Annotated in this window: 13 protein-coding genes; 9 read left to right on the top strand and 4 right to left on the bottom strand. The window is 34.6% G+C overall.

Annotated features, from left to right (window positions below):
* The first annotated feature begins 45 nt into the window (after positions 1–45).
* The 3 genes from dnaA to Q73A0000_RS00015 all read left to right on the top strand — a co-directional run bounded on the left by dnaA (position 46) and on the right by Q73A0000_RS00015 (position 2,791).
* Positions 46–1,455: a chromosomal replication initiator protein DnaA gene (dnaA, locus tag Q73A0000_RS00005; RefSeq protein WP_410504119.1), complete on the top strand. Its 1,410-nt coding sequence runs from the start codon at positions 46–48 to the stop codon at positions 1,453–1,455.
* Positions 1,456–1,543: 88 nt separating this feature from the next.
* A complete protein-coding gene (locus Q73A0000_RS00010) occupies positions 1,544–2,002 on the top strand; it encodes a low molecular weight protein-tyrosine-phosphatase (RefSeq protein WP_193812052.1) in 459 nt (152 codons plus the stop codon).
* A 90-nt stretch (positions 2,003–2,092) separates the two neighbouring features.
* The gene (locus Q73A0000_RS00015; protein WP_193812053.1) at positions 2,093–2,791 is read left to right on the top strand and encodes an SAM-dependent methyltransferase; all 699 of its coding nucleotides are present in this window, start codon (positions 2,093–2,095) and stop codon (positions 2,789–2,791) included.
* Positions 2,792–2,954: 163 nt separating this feature from the next.
* Here the strand turns inward: Q73A0000_RS00015 and Q73A0000_RS00020 are convergent, their stop codons facing one another.
* Positions 2,955–3,122, bottom strand: coding sequence for a GxxExxY protein (locus Q73A0000_RS00020; protein ID WP_244140767.1), 168 nt, complete (start codon positions 3,120–3,122; stop codon positions 2,955–2,957).
* A gap of 92 nt (positions 3,123–3,214) precedes the next feature.
* Between Q73A0000_RS00020 and Q73A0000_RS00025 the strand changes: the two genes are divergently transcribed.
* Positions 3,215–3,595, top strand: a complete 381-nt coding sequence (locus Q73A0000_RS00025; protein ID WP_193812054.1) for a hypothetical protein — start codon at positions 3,215–3,217, stop codon at positions 3,593–3,595.
* Between the two features lie 39 nt (positions 3,596–3,634).
* Here the strand turns inward: Q73A0000_RS00025 and Q73A0000_RS00030 are convergent, their stop codons facing one another.
* Both Q73A0000_RS00030 and Q73A0000_RS00035 read right to left on the bottom strand, forming a co-directional pair.
* Complete coding sequence (locus Q73A0000_RS00030) at positions 3,635–4,033, bottom strand: hypothetical protein (protein ID WP_193812055.1); 399 nt, start codon at positions 4,031–4,033, stop codon at positions 3,635–3,637.
* A 101-nt stretch (positions 4,034–4,134) separates the two neighbouring features.
* Positions 4,135–4,608: a DUF962 domain-containing protein gene (locus Q73A0000_RS00035; RefSeq protein WP_193812056.1), complete on the bottom strand. Its 474-nt coding sequence runs from the start codon at positions 4,606–4,608 to the stop codon at positions 4,135–4,137.
* Between the two features lie 126 nt (positions 4,609–4,734).
* Here Q73A0000_RS00035 and Q73A0000_RS00040 point away from each other — a divergent pair, with 126 nt between their 5' ends.
* Positions 4,735–5,448 (top strand): class I SAM-dependent methyltransferase, encoded by a 714-nt coding sequence (locus Q73A0000_RS00040; protein ID WP_193812057.1) that lies wholly within the window; start codon positions 4,735–4,737, stop codon positions 5,446–5,448.
* A 41-nt stretch (positions 5,449–5,489) separates the two neighbouring features.
* Here the strand turns inward: Q73A0000_RS00040 and metG are convergent, their stop codons facing one another.
* Complete coding sequence (gene metG, locus Q73A0000_RS00045; RefSeq protein ID WP_193812058.1) at positions 5,490–7,523, bottom strand: methionine--tRNA ligase; 2,034 nt, start codon at positions 7,521–7,523, stop codon at positions 5,490–5,492.
* Positions 7,524–7,889: 366 nt separating this feature from the next.
* Between metG and Q73A0000_RS00050 the strand changes: the two genes are divergently transcribed.
* Genes Q73A0000_RS00050 through Q73A0000_RS00065 form a run of 4 tightly spaced genes read left to right on the top strand, consistent with a single transcriptional unit; the run spans position 7,890 to position 14,836 of the window.
* Positions 7,890–10,634: a SusC/RagA family TonB-linked outer membrane protein gene (locus Q73A0000_RS00050; RefSeq protein ID WP_193812059.1), complete on the top strand. Its 2,745-nt coding sequence runs from the start codon at positions 7,890–7,892 to the stop codon at positions 10,632–10,634.
* Positions 10,635–10,646: 12 nt separating this feature from the next.
* Positions 10,647–12,209, top strand: coding sequence for a RagB/SusD family nutrient uptake outer membrane protein (locus Q73A0000_RS00055; RefSeq protein WP_193812060.1), 1,563 nt, complete (start codon positions 10,647–10,649; stop codon positions 12,207–12,209).
* 17 nt (positions 12,210–12,226) lie between these two features.
* Positions 12,227–13,360 (top strand): SusE domain-containing protein, encoded by a 1,134-nt coding sequence (locus tag Q73A0000_RS00060; RefSeq protein ID WP_193812061.1) that lies wholly within the window; start codon positions 12,227–12,229, stop codon positions 13,358–13,360.
* 42 nt (positions 13,361–13,402) lie between these two features.
* Entirely contained in the window at positions 13,403–14,836 is a 1,434-nt protein-coding gene (locus Q73A0000_RS00065) for a SusE domain-containing protein (protein WP_193812062.1), read from the top strand.
* Position 14,837 lies beyond the last annotated feature (1 nt).

Genomic DNA, 14,837 nt, shown 5'->3' on the forward strand with positions numbered 1-14,837 from the left:
ATGGATGAAAATTTAACTATAATTTGGGAAAAATGTCTTACGTTTATGAGGGATAACCTTAACGCGGCTGAAGACAATACTGACCTAAAAAAACTCGAGAATTCTTTTGATTTATTGTTTGATAATGTGCAACCTGTGTCATTAATCAGCAATAATTTGACCTTATTAGTTCCGAGTGATTTCTACAAAGAATATATAGAAGATAATTATCTATCACTACTCTCTGCAGCTCTGAAAAAAAACATTGGTAAAGGAGTGAAACTTTGGTATTCGGTCATGGAAAATAAACCAACCGGACAGGAAAAACCAATTACCATGAACATGAAAGGTAAAAGTGTTCCTACGCCAAAAATGCAGGAAACTTTGCCACCATCATTTTCAGCGAACGTCATCAATCCATTTGTCGTTCCGGGAATGAAGAAAATTAATATTGATTCTAATCTTAAAGCTGATTTTTCATTTGACAATTATGTAGAAGGGGAAAGCAATAAATTTGCTTCTACGGTAGCAAAATCAATTGCAAAAAGACCTGGTGCAACTGCTTTCAACCCTTTGTTTTTGTACGGAGGTTATGGTGTTGGTAAAACGCACTTAGGACACGCTGTTGGTTTGGAAGTTAAAAATGCTTATCCAGAGAAAGTTGTTCTTTATTTATCATCTGAGAAATTTATTCAGCAATTTGTCTCTGCAGCGAAAGCGCACAAGCAAACAGAATTTGCGAATTTCTATCAAATGGTTGATGTTTTGATCATTGATGATATTCAGTTTTTATCAGGAAAAAAATCAACGCAAGACAGTTTCTTCCACATTTTCGATTATCTGCACCAAAATGGAAAACAGATTATCTTAACTTCAGATAAAGCGCCTGTTGATATTTTAGATATTCAGGATCGTATTGTTTCCCGATTTAAATGGGGACTTTCGGCGGAAATTAAATCTCCGGATTTTGATACCAGACGTAAAATTATCGTTGATAAATTAAGTCGTGACGGAATCGTTCTGACAGAAGATATGTTGGATTACTTAGCCTCAGAAGTGAAAACCAACGTTCGGGAACTGATCGGGGTTATTAATTCAGTGATTGCATATTCGACCATTTATAAGTCAGATTTGTCGTTGGAACTACTGAAAGAAACCATCAGCAAGATAGCTGCCAATCAGAAAAAAGTGATCAATATTCCTTATATTCAGGAAGTTGTTTGCGAATATTTTGGAATTGAAAGAGAGCAATTATTATCAAAAACACGTAAGAGAGAAATCGCTTTACCAAGACAATTAGCGATGTATTTTGCGAAAGAGTTCACTAATGCTACGTTCAATAAAATCGGTGAGGAAATGGGCGGAAAAGACCATTCAACCGTAATGTACGCTTGCGACACCATTAAAGATGTTTCAAAAATCGACAAAGAAATTAAGAAATACGTAAAAGAATTAACTGAGAAAATCAAACAGTAAATTTTAATACGATCATTATACAAAAGGAGTTTTTTTAAAAATTCCTTTTTTTATTTTTTGTATTTTGCAACTTTAATAAAAGTTAGACATGAAAATTTTAATGGTTTGCCTCGGCAATATATGCAGAAGTCCTTTGGCAGAAGGTATTTTACAATCTAAACTTCCGGACAATTTTATCGTAGATTCTGCCGGAACGATTGATATGCATGAAGGCAAAAACCCGGATCACCGTTCTATTAAAACCGGACAACAGTACAACGTTGATATTTCTAAACAAAAATCAAGACATTTTACTGCGCAGGATTTCGAAGAGTTTGACCATATTTATTGTATGGATCAAAATAATTTGAAAGATGTTTTATCCTTAGCAAAAAACGATACTCAACGAAATAAAGTTTCTTTAATTCTTGAAAATAATGAAGAAGTTCCAGATCCTTATTGGGGTGGAATGAACGATTTCGATCATGTTTATCAACTTTTAGATCAAGCTTGCGAAAGAATCGCTATCGAATTAAAGAGCCAACTGAAAGAGCCAAGTAAAAAGTAAAAAGAGCCACGTTTAAAAAATGATATTTATTTGTTTTTAAAGTCTGAAATTACTCAAATATTCAAACACTCATAAACCCGTCCCTCCAATATGTTATTCCTAATTCCTGCTTATTTATCTGAAAATACACCAATCGATTATTTCGCTCCGGCGGTAAAAGAATATATTTTAAAGACCGATTATTTCTTTGTAGAAAATGAAAAGACCGCCAGAAAAGTGATCAAATTTTTTGCTCCTGAAAAAAAACAATCAGATTTGAAATTATTTCTGCTTAATAAAAACACGGAAAGAAAGGATTTACAGGAAGCGCAAATGCTGATGAAAAAAGGTCAGGATTTCGGTTTGCTTTCAGAAGCTGGTTTGCCTTGTATTGCTGATCCTGGAAATGTAATGGTTGGATGGTGTCACGAAAATGGTGTAAAAGTGATTCCAATAAATGGACCGTCTTCGATTATTATGGCTTTAATTTCAAGTGGTTTTAATGGTCAGGAATTTACGTTTCATGGTTATTTACCGATTGATAAAACAGATAAGAAAGCGAAAATTAAATGGCTGGAAAATCAAGTTCAAACTACTGGATATTCTCAGATTTTTATGGAGACTCCTTACCGTAATAATCCACTTTTTGAGGATTTGTGTAAGTTTTTGGCGCCGACGCAAAAGCTTTGTATTGCTGCGAATATTAATGATCCAAAGGAGGAGTTTATTAAGACTTTAACGATTAAAGATTGGCAGAAAAACAAACCTGAACTACATAAAATTCCGGCGGTTTTTGTATTGGGAAGATAATCTGTTGAATCTTTAAAAAAAAGTCTCTCGCAGATTTTACAGATTAAGCAGATTTTTATGCTGTTACATAATTGAATCCCCATTTAAGATCTGCGTCATCTGCAAAATCCGCGGGAGAAATAAAATGTTCTCTCGCAGATTTTGCAGATTTAGCAGATTTTTTTTAATGCTGAAAAAAAGAAATTAATTCAGACTTAATAGTAAGCCCGTTTTCTTCCAGTTCGTAGATTAAAATTCGTTGATACACCGATCCAAGTAAACCTGGACCTAATTTGTTATAGACATTAAAAATGCATTTTCTTACAATAAAAGAAATTTCGTTTTCATCCATTTTTGCGAATTTACTTACGAATATAGTATTTTAACACTCCATTAACTATGCTTTAGCACTAATGTTGTTTTCGAATATGAAAATATAATATCATGACTGAAAAAAAATTAGCTGGCATTTGGATTGATAAACAAAAAGCTATTGTTGTAAAAAATCATGACGCCCAAAATGCATTCAAATTTTTTGTCTGCAATCCCGTAGTAGCAGAGGTCCATCACGGGCTATCTACTGTGAGTACTACCAATCACGCTGATCAGACGAATCGGCGTAAATTCTTTAAAGAAATCGATCATCTTCTGGAAAATACGGAAGAGTTGTACATTACAGGTCCAGGTCAAATTCAAGAAGAGTTTCGGAACTATCTGCACGAAACAGCACAGTTTAAAAATCTAAAAATTACTTTGGATACTGCGCAGCACTTGGACGAAGAACAAGTTTTAGAGACGGTAAAAAAACACTTTGAGAATAGGTGAATTTTATAAAGCAAAAGGTCAGAAATCTCTGACCTTTTTTTATTTTGAATAATGGTATCTAAGACCATCGTTTTTATCTTCGGCTAAATACAAATCTGTTCCGTTTATTGTTTCGACAATTAAATCAGGACTATTACTGAAATGAAGAAATAGCTTTTCTGCATGATCAGTATTCGTTACTCCTCTTCCTAAGTAATAAGTTCCTTCGCTTACAACTACTGAATTTTCTTTAATGGAATAAACAGATTCTGCTGTTAAAGTCATCGTTTTGTTAATCCCAGTATTTGCTGGAGTTTGCTGAGTGTTAGAAATTCCTCCACTAGTGGAAACCCAGTTCCAAACGCCAATGTATTGTTCATTGTCTGTTTCGTCTTCTCTCGTTCCGCATGAAAAAACGAGGAATAGAAACGCCGTAAGTAATATTAATTTTTTTGTCATTTTCTAAATTTTTAAGAATAATTGTTCTACAAATTTAGGATTTTAACGAATGTTTATTGCTTTTTAGGTAGCGAAAAATTCGAAATATGAGAGAAGTCATTTTAGTATTTAAGATGTAGTTTTTTCAAAATAAAATGAAGCAACCAAATCGGTCCAATTAAAAGAAACTGTACATCTTTTAGGAAACTCGGTTTTTTACCTTCTATTTTATGGCCGTAAAATTGACCAATCCAGGAAATAACAAAAACTACGAAAAAGAAAATCCATGATTGATGTTCAAATTTAACATTGATAAAGTAGACCAGATGTTCCATGATCAACATTATGAAAATCATAATTAACCCTGTTCGCCAAGACAGTCTGAAATAAAATATGGATACTAACAGAAGAGCAATAATACTCGCAATACTTATACATCCGAAATAAGGGAAGCAAAAATGAGGCGCAGGAATTAATGAAATAAAGCCCAAAATCGTCCAAAAAATTAAAGGAACACAAATCCAGTGAATTAATTTGTTGGTATGATTCTTATGGCTTTCACCGTATTCAGCGAAGAATTGGTCAATTTTTCTCATTAGTTTAAAGTTTTACGCTTACTAAATTAATGATTCTTTTAGTAAAGAGCTCTTATTTTTTAATAATGTATTTCAAGAATTGACTGCTTCTCAATATTTCCTTATTTTTGGCAAAAATTAATTGGAATGAAAGATTTAATGGGACAGGCGATTTGGGATTTTTACCATGATAACAGTCCGGAGAATTTATTGACAGAAACCTCTATTTCTGAAATGGATGATTTGCCAGTCGACTATCTTTTTAGAGATTTTGATGAAATGAATTTGGTGGAACAAAAAGCACTTGAATTATCGAAAGGTAAAGTTTTAGATATTGGTGCAGGAGCCGGTTCACACAGTTTATATCTTCAAGACGAAAAAGGATTGGATGTTTTAGCCTTAGATTTTTCTCCTAAATCAATTGAGGTTTGTCAGTTGCGTGGTGTTAAAAATACGGTCTGTTCAGATATTCTTGAATTTTCTGGTGAAACTTACGATACCATTTTATTATTAATGAATGGAACAGGGATTTTTCAAACTTTAGATAAAATCGATTTATACTTAGAAAAATTATATTCATTATTAAATGAAAACGGACAAATTTTAATTGACAGTACTGATATTCTGTACATGTACGATCTTTCTGATGATGGCGGAGTTCTTGTTCCAACCGAACATTACTATGGTGAAGTTGATTATTTTGTTCACTATAAGCTCGACACAGAAAAACCGATTAAATGGCTTTATTTAGATTTTGTAACTTTGACGAGAGCTGTAGAAAATAACGGATTTAAGATTGAAAAAATACTTCAAGAAGAAGATTCTTTTTTAGCAAGATTAACGAAAAAAGACCTGAATTAATTTCAGGTCTTTCTTTTTATATAAAGTGTTTGAACGAATTTTTATCCGATTTCTACACCGTTTTCAACAGTTTCAGTAGGAGTTACAAATACTAATTTTCCTTCTGCGTTGTTTGTTAAAAGCAACATTCCTTGAGATTCGATTCCTCTGATTTTTCTTGGAGCAAGATTTAATAAAATCATCACCTGTTTCCCCACACATTCTTCTGGTGTGAAACTTTCTGCAACACCAGAAACAACTGTTCTTACGTCAACGCCTGTATCCACAGAGAATTTCAATAGTTTGTCTGCTTTTTCTACTTTTTCAGCAGTCAAAATTGTCGCAGTTCTTAAATCGATTTTTGTAAAATCGTCAAATTGAATTTCTTCTTTCATCGGGTTGGCTTTAGGATTGGTTTTTTTATTGGATTCTTTGGTGTTCTCTAATTTTTGAATTTGGAATTCAATCGTTTCATCTTCAATTTTTGAGAATAATAATTCTGCTGGATTAATTTGATGTCCGGTTTTAATTAATACTTTTTCGTTTTTAATGTCTCCCCAAGTTAATTGAGAAACATTAAACATTTTCTGTAATTTTTCAGCACTGAAAGGAAGGAATGGTTCACAAATTTGTGCTAATCCAACTGCGATTTGAGCTGCAACGAAAAGTGATTGAGCTGCTTTTTCTGGATTGTCTTTAATCGTTTTCCAAGGTTCTTCAATTTGAAGATATTGATTTCCAAAACGTGCTAAATTCATCATTGCAGTTAAAGCATTTCTGAATTCGTAATGTTCTAAGAAATTTTCAACTTCGGTAGCGGCTTTGGTAATCTCGTTTAATTCTTCTGCATTTTCATTTCCGGCTGGAACAACTCCGTCGTAATATTTATGAATAAGAACTGCAACTCTATTGATAAAGTTCCCGAAAATTCCAACCAATTCAGAATTGTTTTTGGTTTGGAAATCTTTCCAGGTAAAGTTATTGTCCTTAGTTTCTGGCGCGGAAGAAAGAAGCGAGTAACGTAAAACATCTTGCTGTCCTGGGAATTCCTGTACATATTCATGAGCCCAAACTGCCCAATTTCTGGATGTTGAGATCTTATCGTTTTCTAAATTTAAAAATTCAAAAGCAGGAACATTGGTCGGCATAATATAATCACCATGTGCTTTCATCATCGCCGGGAAAATAATACAGTGGAAAACGATATTGTCTTTTCCGATAAAATGTACTAAATCTGTGCTTTCATTCTGCCAGTAATCTTTCCAATCTTTTCCATTTTTTTCTGCCCATTCCTGAGTGAAAGAAATATAACCAATTGGCGCATCAAACCAAACATAAAGCACCTTTCCTTCTGCATTAGGAAGTGGAACCGGAACGCCCCAATTCAAATCACGGGTCATTGCTCTTGGTTTCAAACCATCAGTTAACCATGATTTTACTTGTCCATAAACATTCGGTTTCCAGTCGTCTTTATGTCCTTCTATAATCCATTCGTTCAAGAAATCTTCATATTCATTTAAAGGAAGATACCAGTTTTTCGTTTCCTTTAAAATCGGAACATTTCCGCTCAACATAGATTTTGGATTAATCAATTCTGAAGGCGAAAGGGTAGAACCACATTTTTCACACTGATCACCGTAAGCGTTTTCATTGCCACAATTCGGGCAAGTTCCTACGATATAGCGGTCTGCAAGAAATTCATTGGCTTGTTCATCAAAGTATTGTTCTGAAACTTCTTCAATAAACTTTCCTTTATTATATAAGGTCTTGAAAAAATCCTGACTAACATCGTGATGTCTTTTTGACGTAGTTCTGGAATATTCATCGAAAGAAATTCCTAAATCTTCGAAAGATTTTTTGATGATTCCGTGGTATTTATCAACGATATCTTGTGGAGTAACGCCTTCTTTTTTGGCACGAATCGTAATTGGGATTCCGTGTTCATCGGAGCCACAAATAAAAGCAACGTCTTTTCCTAATCTTCTTTGAAACCTCGCATAAACATCTGCGGGAATGTAAACTCCAGCCAAATGGCCAATATGAACTGGTCCGTTTGCGTACGGCAAGGCGGCCGTAATCATCTTTCTATCTGACATATATTTTGTCTAATTTTCTGCAAATATAAGTGATATCGAATGGAATTGAAAATTTAGATGCTAATTCCTAAAAATGATATGGTGTTTTCCTTTTAAATATTTTATGTTAAAATACAGTGTTTTTTCGCTAAACATTTGTTTGTATTATTGTTAATTTAACAAAATACATTTGAAATAGGTATTGGTAATAAAATATTGAAAGTGAATGTTTTAGATTGTGTCAGAGGATTTTAATGATGATTCTTATCACGAATAATTAACATTTCAGTAAAATAAATTATGATAAGTGAAAAATTGGTTAAATTGCATCGCTCCTTTAATTTTGAGCATCGATTTATTGAATATTAATCCTTAAATTTTATTTTTGTGAGAAACTATACTAAAGTATTAAAAATTGCTCCAGCTTTTTTATTGGCCGGGACAATGTTACACGCACAAACCAAAGATTCAGTTAAGACTGCCGATATTGAGCAGGTTGTTCTGATTGGTTATGGAAAACAGAAGAAAGAAGATCTTACGGGATCGATTGCTTCTATTACTTCCAAAGACTTTAACCCTGGCTCTACTTCTGCAGATCAATTGATTCAAGGGAAAGCGCCTGGTGTTACCGTAACCGGAAACGGTGGGAATCCTGGTTCTGGATCAACCATTCGTATTAGAGGTGGAGCTTCTTTAACAGCAAGTAATGATCCTTTAATTGTGATTGATGGAATACCAATGGATTTTGGCGGTATTGCAGGAGCATCAAATGCTTTGGCGTTGATTAACCCAAATGATATTGAAAGTTTTACTGTTTTAAAAGATGCTTCTTCTGCGGCCATATATGGTAACAGAGCTTCGAATGGGGTGATTTTAATTACTACTAAAAAAGGTTCTTCCGGAAAAGTGAGGATTAATTTCTCTACAATGGGTTCTGTATCCACAAAAATGGGAAATCAGAGCGTACTAACTGCTGATGAATTTAGAGATTTTGTTAAAGCAAACGCTTCACAACATTATATTGATAAATTAGGAACAGCGAATACGAACTGGCAAGATTTAATTTATCAAACCGCTTGGGGAACCGACAATAATGTTGCGATTAGTGGTGGAATTAAAAATTTACCGTACCGTTTGTCTTTAGGTTATACCGAGCAAAATGGTATTGTAAAAACCAATGAATTTAAAAGAACTTCAGTAGGATTAAATTTAACACCTAAGTTTTTTGATGATCATTTGAGTGTTACTGCTAACGTAAAAGGTTCCATGACTGAAAACCGTTTTCCAGCTGGAGTAATCGGAGCTGCACAGTTTTTTGATCCAACACAAGATGTCTATGATTATTCTGCACAGGGAGATCAGGTAAATAATTACTGGGAGTGGTTTTTGAATCCTGATAATATTAACGTGAATGCTACTCGAAATCCACTTGCTTCTTTATATGGAAGAAGAGATGTTTCTACCGTATTCCGTGGAATAGGAAACTTACAATTAGATTATAAATTTCACTTTCTTCCAGACTTGCATTTGAATGTAATTGGTGGATATGATTATCAAAAAGGAAATGGTGCAATCACTCAATACCCGGGATATGCAGGTATGTTGGCTTCTGGAGACGTAAGTACAAGAAGAGATTACAGCCAAGAAAAAACCAATAAATTATTAGAAACTTATTTAAACTACGTAAAAACAATTACTGCAATTGATACGAAAATAGATTTAATGGCTGGATATTCTTACCAGCAGTTTCATGATACAACACCTTCTGCGACTACGTATTATGGTAATCCAACAAGAGTTGCTACACCAACCAACCGTTATGAAGGAAAGCTAACTTTATTAGGCTTTTACGGTAGAGGTATTTTCTCTATTGCGAATAAATATATCTTAACTGGATCAGTAAGAAGAGACGCAACATCTCGTTTCTATAACGGAACTGATTTGAAAAATAACTGGGGAACATTCTACGCAGCTTCAGGAGCCTGGAAAATTAAAAATGAAAGTTTCCTTAAAGATTCAAGCATATTCTCTGATTTAAAATTAAGAGCAGGTTGGGGAGAAACAGGACAGCAAGAAGTAGGAGGTTACTATAACTCTTTTGCATCTTATAATGTTTCAGATCCTACGGCGCAATATGGTTTCGGAGATCAGTTTTATTTAATGTACCGTCCGACTCAGTATAACCCTAACTTAACTTGGGAAACTACTGCAACGACTAACGTTGGATTAGATTTCGGATTCTGGAGAAACAGAATTACAGGATCATTTGATTGGTTTAAGAAAAACACAAGAGATTTACAGGCAAGAGTTCAGGTTCCTGCAGGGGAATTTAGCAACACAAACATTAAAAATGTTGGAAAAATGACCACCGACGGGCTTGAGTTTTTGATTAATGTGAATCCGGTAAAAACACAAGATTTCACTTGGGACTTCAGTTTTAATGTAGCTCATTACAATCCTAAAGTAACTCATTTTGATGATGTAGCCGATGGTTACGTAATTCAACAGGGAGGGATTTCTGGTGGAGTTGGGAATACAGTACAAGCTCACGCGGTTGGATATACACCGTTTAGTTTCTACGTTTACCAGCAAGTCTATGATTCTAATGGAAAACCATTAGATGGAGTTTATGTCGACAGAAATGGCGATGGTAAAATTAGTGCAGATGGCGATAAATATTTCTATAAATCTACCACACCAGATGCAACCTTTGGTTTCTCAACGAAATTTAAGTTGAAAAATTGGGACTTGTCAACTTCATTGAGAGCGGTTGTAGGGAATTATGTGTATAATAACTTCGCTTCTCAATCAAATGTTCAAAGTATTGCAACCAATGAATATTTGCAGAATATTTCAAGTACGACTGCTAATTACGGATTTGCGACTCCTCAATATTGGAGCGACGCGTTCGTAGAAAATGCTTCATTTTTGAGAATGGATAATTTAACTTTAGGATATGACTTCGGAGATGTCTTTAATAAAGGAAGTAATCTTAGAGTTTATGGAATGGCGCAGAATGTATTTGTAGTTACTGATTATTCAGGCGTAGATCCAGAAATTTTTGGAAATATTGATAACGGATTTTATCAAAGACCAAAAGTATATTCACTAGGATTAAACTTTCAATTTTAATAATTAAGAACAATGAAAAATTTCAGAATAAAAAATATTTCTATAGCAGTAGCCATTTTTGGAGCTTCTCTTACGATGACCTCTTGTATTAATGATTTAAGACAAGAACCTATCACAGAAGTTACCGCTGCAAGTCTTTATAAAGATTTTGGAAATTACAAAAATCTACTGGCTAAAGTATATGGTGGATTAGCAGTTGGTGGGCAAACTGGTGGAGATGGAAACGGTGATATCGCTGATATCGATGGTGGTTTCTCTAACTATATGCGTTTGCTTTACACCCTGCAAGAAATTACTACTGATGAAGCAGTAATCGGTTGGAATGATGGTACACTACCAGAATTCCACAAAATGACTTGGACTCCGACCAACGAATTCAATAACGCAATGTATTATAGAATCTATACAGAAATCGCTTTTTGTAATGAGTTTATTAAAAATACAACTGATGAGATGTTGAGTTCCAACGGTATTTCGGGAACGAATGCTGACGAGGCAAAAGTGATGAGAGCTGAAGTGAGATTTATTAGAGCACAAGCTTACTATCACTTACTGGATCTTTATGGAAATGTTCCTTTTGTAGATGAAACTACATTTGGTACGTTGCCAAAACAAATTTCAAGAGCTGAACTTTTCACCTATGTTGAAAATCAATTAAAGGCGGCTGAAAGTGAATTAAAAGCGCCGAAAGCTAACGAATACGGAAGAGTAGATAAAGCAGCTGCATGGTCACTTCTTGCCAGATTATATTTGAATGCGAAAGTATATACAGGTACTGATAGAAATGCAGATGTTATCGCGAATACCGAAAAAGTAATTAGCGCAGGTTATACATTAAACCCAACGTATGAGAATTTATTCTTGGCAGACAACAACCTTAATAATCCGGAAAATATCTTTTCGATCGTTTATGATGGATTAAAAACACAAACCAATGGTGGTACTACATTTATGGTTCACGCCGCAATCGGTGGAACGATGGATCCAGCAGCTTTTGGTGTGAATGGTGGTTGGGGTGGTCTTAGAACGACCAAAGCTTTCGTAAATAAATTTGAACCTTCTGACGTAAGAGGACGTTTTTATACAAGCGGACAAACTTTAGATATCAATGATCTAGGAAACTTTAATGATGGATATGCTTTTATTAAATATAAAAATATAACAAGTACTGGGGCTGCCGGAGCGCATGATAACTGGGTTGAGACAGATATGCCTGTTTACCGTTTAGCAGATACTTATTTAATGTATGCTGAAGCAGTTCTTAGAGGAGGCGGTGGTAGCATGAGTACAGCAGTTGGATACATCAATGCTTTGAGAACAAGAGCAAATGCGTCTCCAGTTACATTCATCGATCTCAACTTTATCTTAGACGAAAGATCAAGAGAATTATCTTGGGAAAATACCAGAAGAACCGATTTAATTCGTTTTGGTAAATTCACTTCAGCTACCTATTTATGGCCTTGGAAAGGAAATGCAAAAGATGGTATTGCTGTTGCCGAGTACCGTAATTTATTCCCAATTCCAAACAATGATTTAGTTGTAAATAAGAATCTTGTCCAAAATCCTGGTTATTAATTTTTAATAAAGAAACAATGAAAAATAATATATTTAAACATCTATTTTTGGCTGTTACCCTTATCTTAGGTTTGGCATCGTGTGATGATCGCGAAATCGTAACCATAGATAATGTATCATCGCCAATCGTGATGGATCTCTCTTCCAGTAGTTTAGTTTTAGACAAAAACTTTCCGGGGAATCCTGCGCTTACAGTAACGTGGCAGTCTGCAGTGTACTCTGTACCTACAGAGATTTCTTATAGAATTGAAATAGCTAATGAGAATACTTTTAAAGAACCATATACTTTAGCTACCGTTACAGGTTCAGAAAGAGCTGCTGCTTTTACCAATTTACAAATGAATGATGCAGCGGCGGCAATCGGTTTAGCACCAAATGTATCAACTAAAATGTTTATCAGAGTAATCTCTTATTTGGGATCTGGTCAATCTTTAGCAGAGACCTCTAATGTTACTTCATTAATGATTACTCCTTATGTTTTAACTTATCCTAGTTTCTATATCGTTGGATCAGCTTCTTATGTTGGATGGACTCCGGAGAAAGCACAAATTTTATATAAAAAAGATAACCTTTCTTATATCTACACTAATTTACAAAGTGGTGAAAACTTTAGATTCTTAGGCCAATTAGCTTGGGATGGTAAAAACTACGCTTTAAATACTGCTGGTACGAAAGCAAGTAATCAATATTTCAATCAATGGAGTGATGTTTTCACCAAGCCAGATGGTGATGATGAAAATATTAAATTCATAGGTGCAACAGGAGTTTATAAAATCACAATCAATGCAACATTAGGTGTTCAAACCATTGAAGCAAAACCATCAGTAATTCCAACTTATGATTTCCCAGAAATTTATTTGGTAGGAAATATTGCAGGTAATGGATGGAGTCCAGAGAATGGAGTAGCCATGACTACTGTTGGAGATGGAGTTTACGAATTTACATCAACACTTGCTGGTGATACTGAATTCAAAATTATAGGACAAAAATCTTGGGGTAGCTTAGATTGGGGAAATATCTCAGAAGATGGAAATACTGGTTTCGTTGGTCCAAAAGGAGATAACGGAAATATCAAATTTGCAGGTGATGGAAGTTCATACAAAATCACAGTAAATCTAAAAGCTGGAATTTATACGATTATCAAATTATAATTTTTTAATCCTAAACTTTTTTTAATTATTAATTAAAACAAAATGAAAAATATTTTAAAATTATTGATGGTATTTTTGTTGCCATTGCTTTTAGTAAATGCGTGTAGAGACGACGCAGATCGAGACTGGACTTCTCCAGAGCCTTCTTTCAAACTTTACGATACGACACTGGGAGCTAATGTACTTTATCCTACTATGGAAAATAATCCATTTATTTTGAACTGGGATAATGCAGTGAGTGGATCGGGAGGTTATTCGATTATGATTTCTTCAACTTCTGACTTTAAAAGTAAAGTAGAATTGGCGAAGTCAGGAACCAATACTTTGAAAACAACGATTGGTGCTTTGAATACTGCAATGTTACAAGCGGGATTAAGTCCATATTCTTCACAAACGGCATACCTAAGAATTGAAAGAGGAACGGAGGTTTCTAATACAATCTCTTTTGCTGTTACCGTTTATCCAACTGCTGGACCGGTAATTACCAATCCTACCGCTGGGTCAAGTTTAGTTTTAGATGGTTCAAATCCAACTGTTACTGCAACTACTTTCAAGTGGGCTGATTATACTTACGGTGTTAATGTGAGCTATAAAGTAGAAATGGCTGTAACAGGAACAACTGCTTTTATGCTTGTTGGAAATACGCAAAATGATAAAGAATTGGCAGTTTCAAACTTTGATTTGAATGAGGTGGCTTCAAAATTATCTTTGCCAGTTAATGTAGCTTCAAATGTGGATCTTCGTGTAACTGCAACTTCAGAATCTACTGGAGGGACGATTACCAAATCTTCAGCTGTCGTAACATTTAAATTAACAGCTTACCAGCCAGACTTTAAAGCACTTTACCTTGTAGGTGGTGGTACAGCAGTTGGTTGGGATGCATCGAAAGCACAACTTTTGTATCAAAATCAAAACATCTCAGAAATCTATACTTATTTAGAAAACAACGGAGAGTTCAGATTCTTGGGACAACAAGATTGGAATCCAATCAACTACAGTTTGAATGCTGATGGTATTAAGGATGATTATAAATATTTTGCTACTTGGTCAACTAACTTGGAAGTGTCTGGAGCTGAAAACATCAAGTTTACAGGAAATTCTGGAATGTATAAAATCACCATCGATCAGAATACAAAATCTATCGTAGTAACTCCTTCTCCAATTCCTACTTTGCCATCTAATATTTACTTAGTTGGTTCAATTCAGGGTTGGGATGCAACCAATGCAATTTCAATGACTCAGGTTGGTGATGGTATCTTTGAATATGACATCGCGATCTCAGATGGTGCTGAATTCAAATTTATTGGTCAGCAATCGTGGGGAGATTTAGACTGGGGAAATATCCATGGAGGTGGAAATTCCGGTTATGTCGGTCCAAAAGGAGATAACGATAATATTAAATACAATGGTGGCGGTGCAATGTATAAAATTACAGCCAATATCAAAATGGGAACTTATAAAGTGACACCACTTTAAT

This window comes from Kaistella flava (ex Peng et al. 2021) (assembly GCF_015191005.1).
Taxonomy (GTDB): domain Bacteria; phylum Bacteroidota; class Bacteroidia; order Flavobacteriales; family Weeksellaceae; genus Kaistella; species Kaistella flava.

Bases quoted from the DNA above. Each gene is read 5' to 3' on its own strand.
- dnaA (WP_410504119.1), top strand. From the start codon at position 46: ATGAGGGATAACCTTAACGCGGCTGAAGACAATACTGACCTAAAAAAA.
- Q73A0000_RS00010 (WP_193812052.1), top strand. From the start codon at position 1,544: ATGAAAATTTTAATGGTTTGCCTCGGCAATATATGCAGAAGTCCTTTG.
- Q73A0000_RS00015 (WP_193812053.1), top strand. From the start codon at position 2,093: ATGTTATTCCTAATTCCTGCTTATTTATCTGAAAATACACCAATCGAT.
- Q73A0000_RS00020 (WP_244140767.1), bottom strand. From the start codon at position 3,122: ATGGATGAAAACGAAATTTCTTTTATTGTAAGAAAATGCATTTTTAAT.
- Q73A0000_RS00025 (WP_193812054.1), top strand. From the start codon at position 3,215: ATGACTGAAAAAAAATTAGCTGGCATTTGGATTGATAAACAAAAAGCT.
- Q73A0000_RS00030 (WP_193812055.1), bottom strand. From the start codon at position 4,033: ATGACAAAAAAATTAATATTACTTACGGCGTTTCTATTCCTCGTTTTT.
- Q73A0000_RS00035 (WP_193812056.1), bottom strand. From the start codon at position 4,608: ATGAGAAAAATTGACCAATTCTTCGCTGAATACGGTGAAAGCCATAAG.
- Q73A0000_RS00040 (WP_193812057.1), top strand. From the start codon at position 4,735: ATGAAAGATTTAATGGGACAGGCGATTTGGGATTTTTACCATGATAAC.
- metG (WP_193812058.1), bottom strand. From the start codon at position 7,523: ATGTCAGATAGAAAGATGATTACGGCCGCCTTGCCGTACGCAAACGGA.
- Q73A0000_RS00055 (WP_193812060.1), top strand. From the start codon at position 10,647: ATGAAAAATTTCAGAATAAAAAATATTTCTATAGCAGTAGCCATTTTT.
- Q73A0000_RS00060 (WP_193812061.1), top strand. From the start codon at position 12,227: ATGAAAAATAATATATTTAAACATCTATTTTTGGCTGTTACCCTTATC.
- Q73A0000_RS00065 (WP_193812062.1), top strand. From the start codon at position 13,403: ATGAAAAATATTTTAAAATTATTGATGGTATTTTTGTTGCCATTGCTT.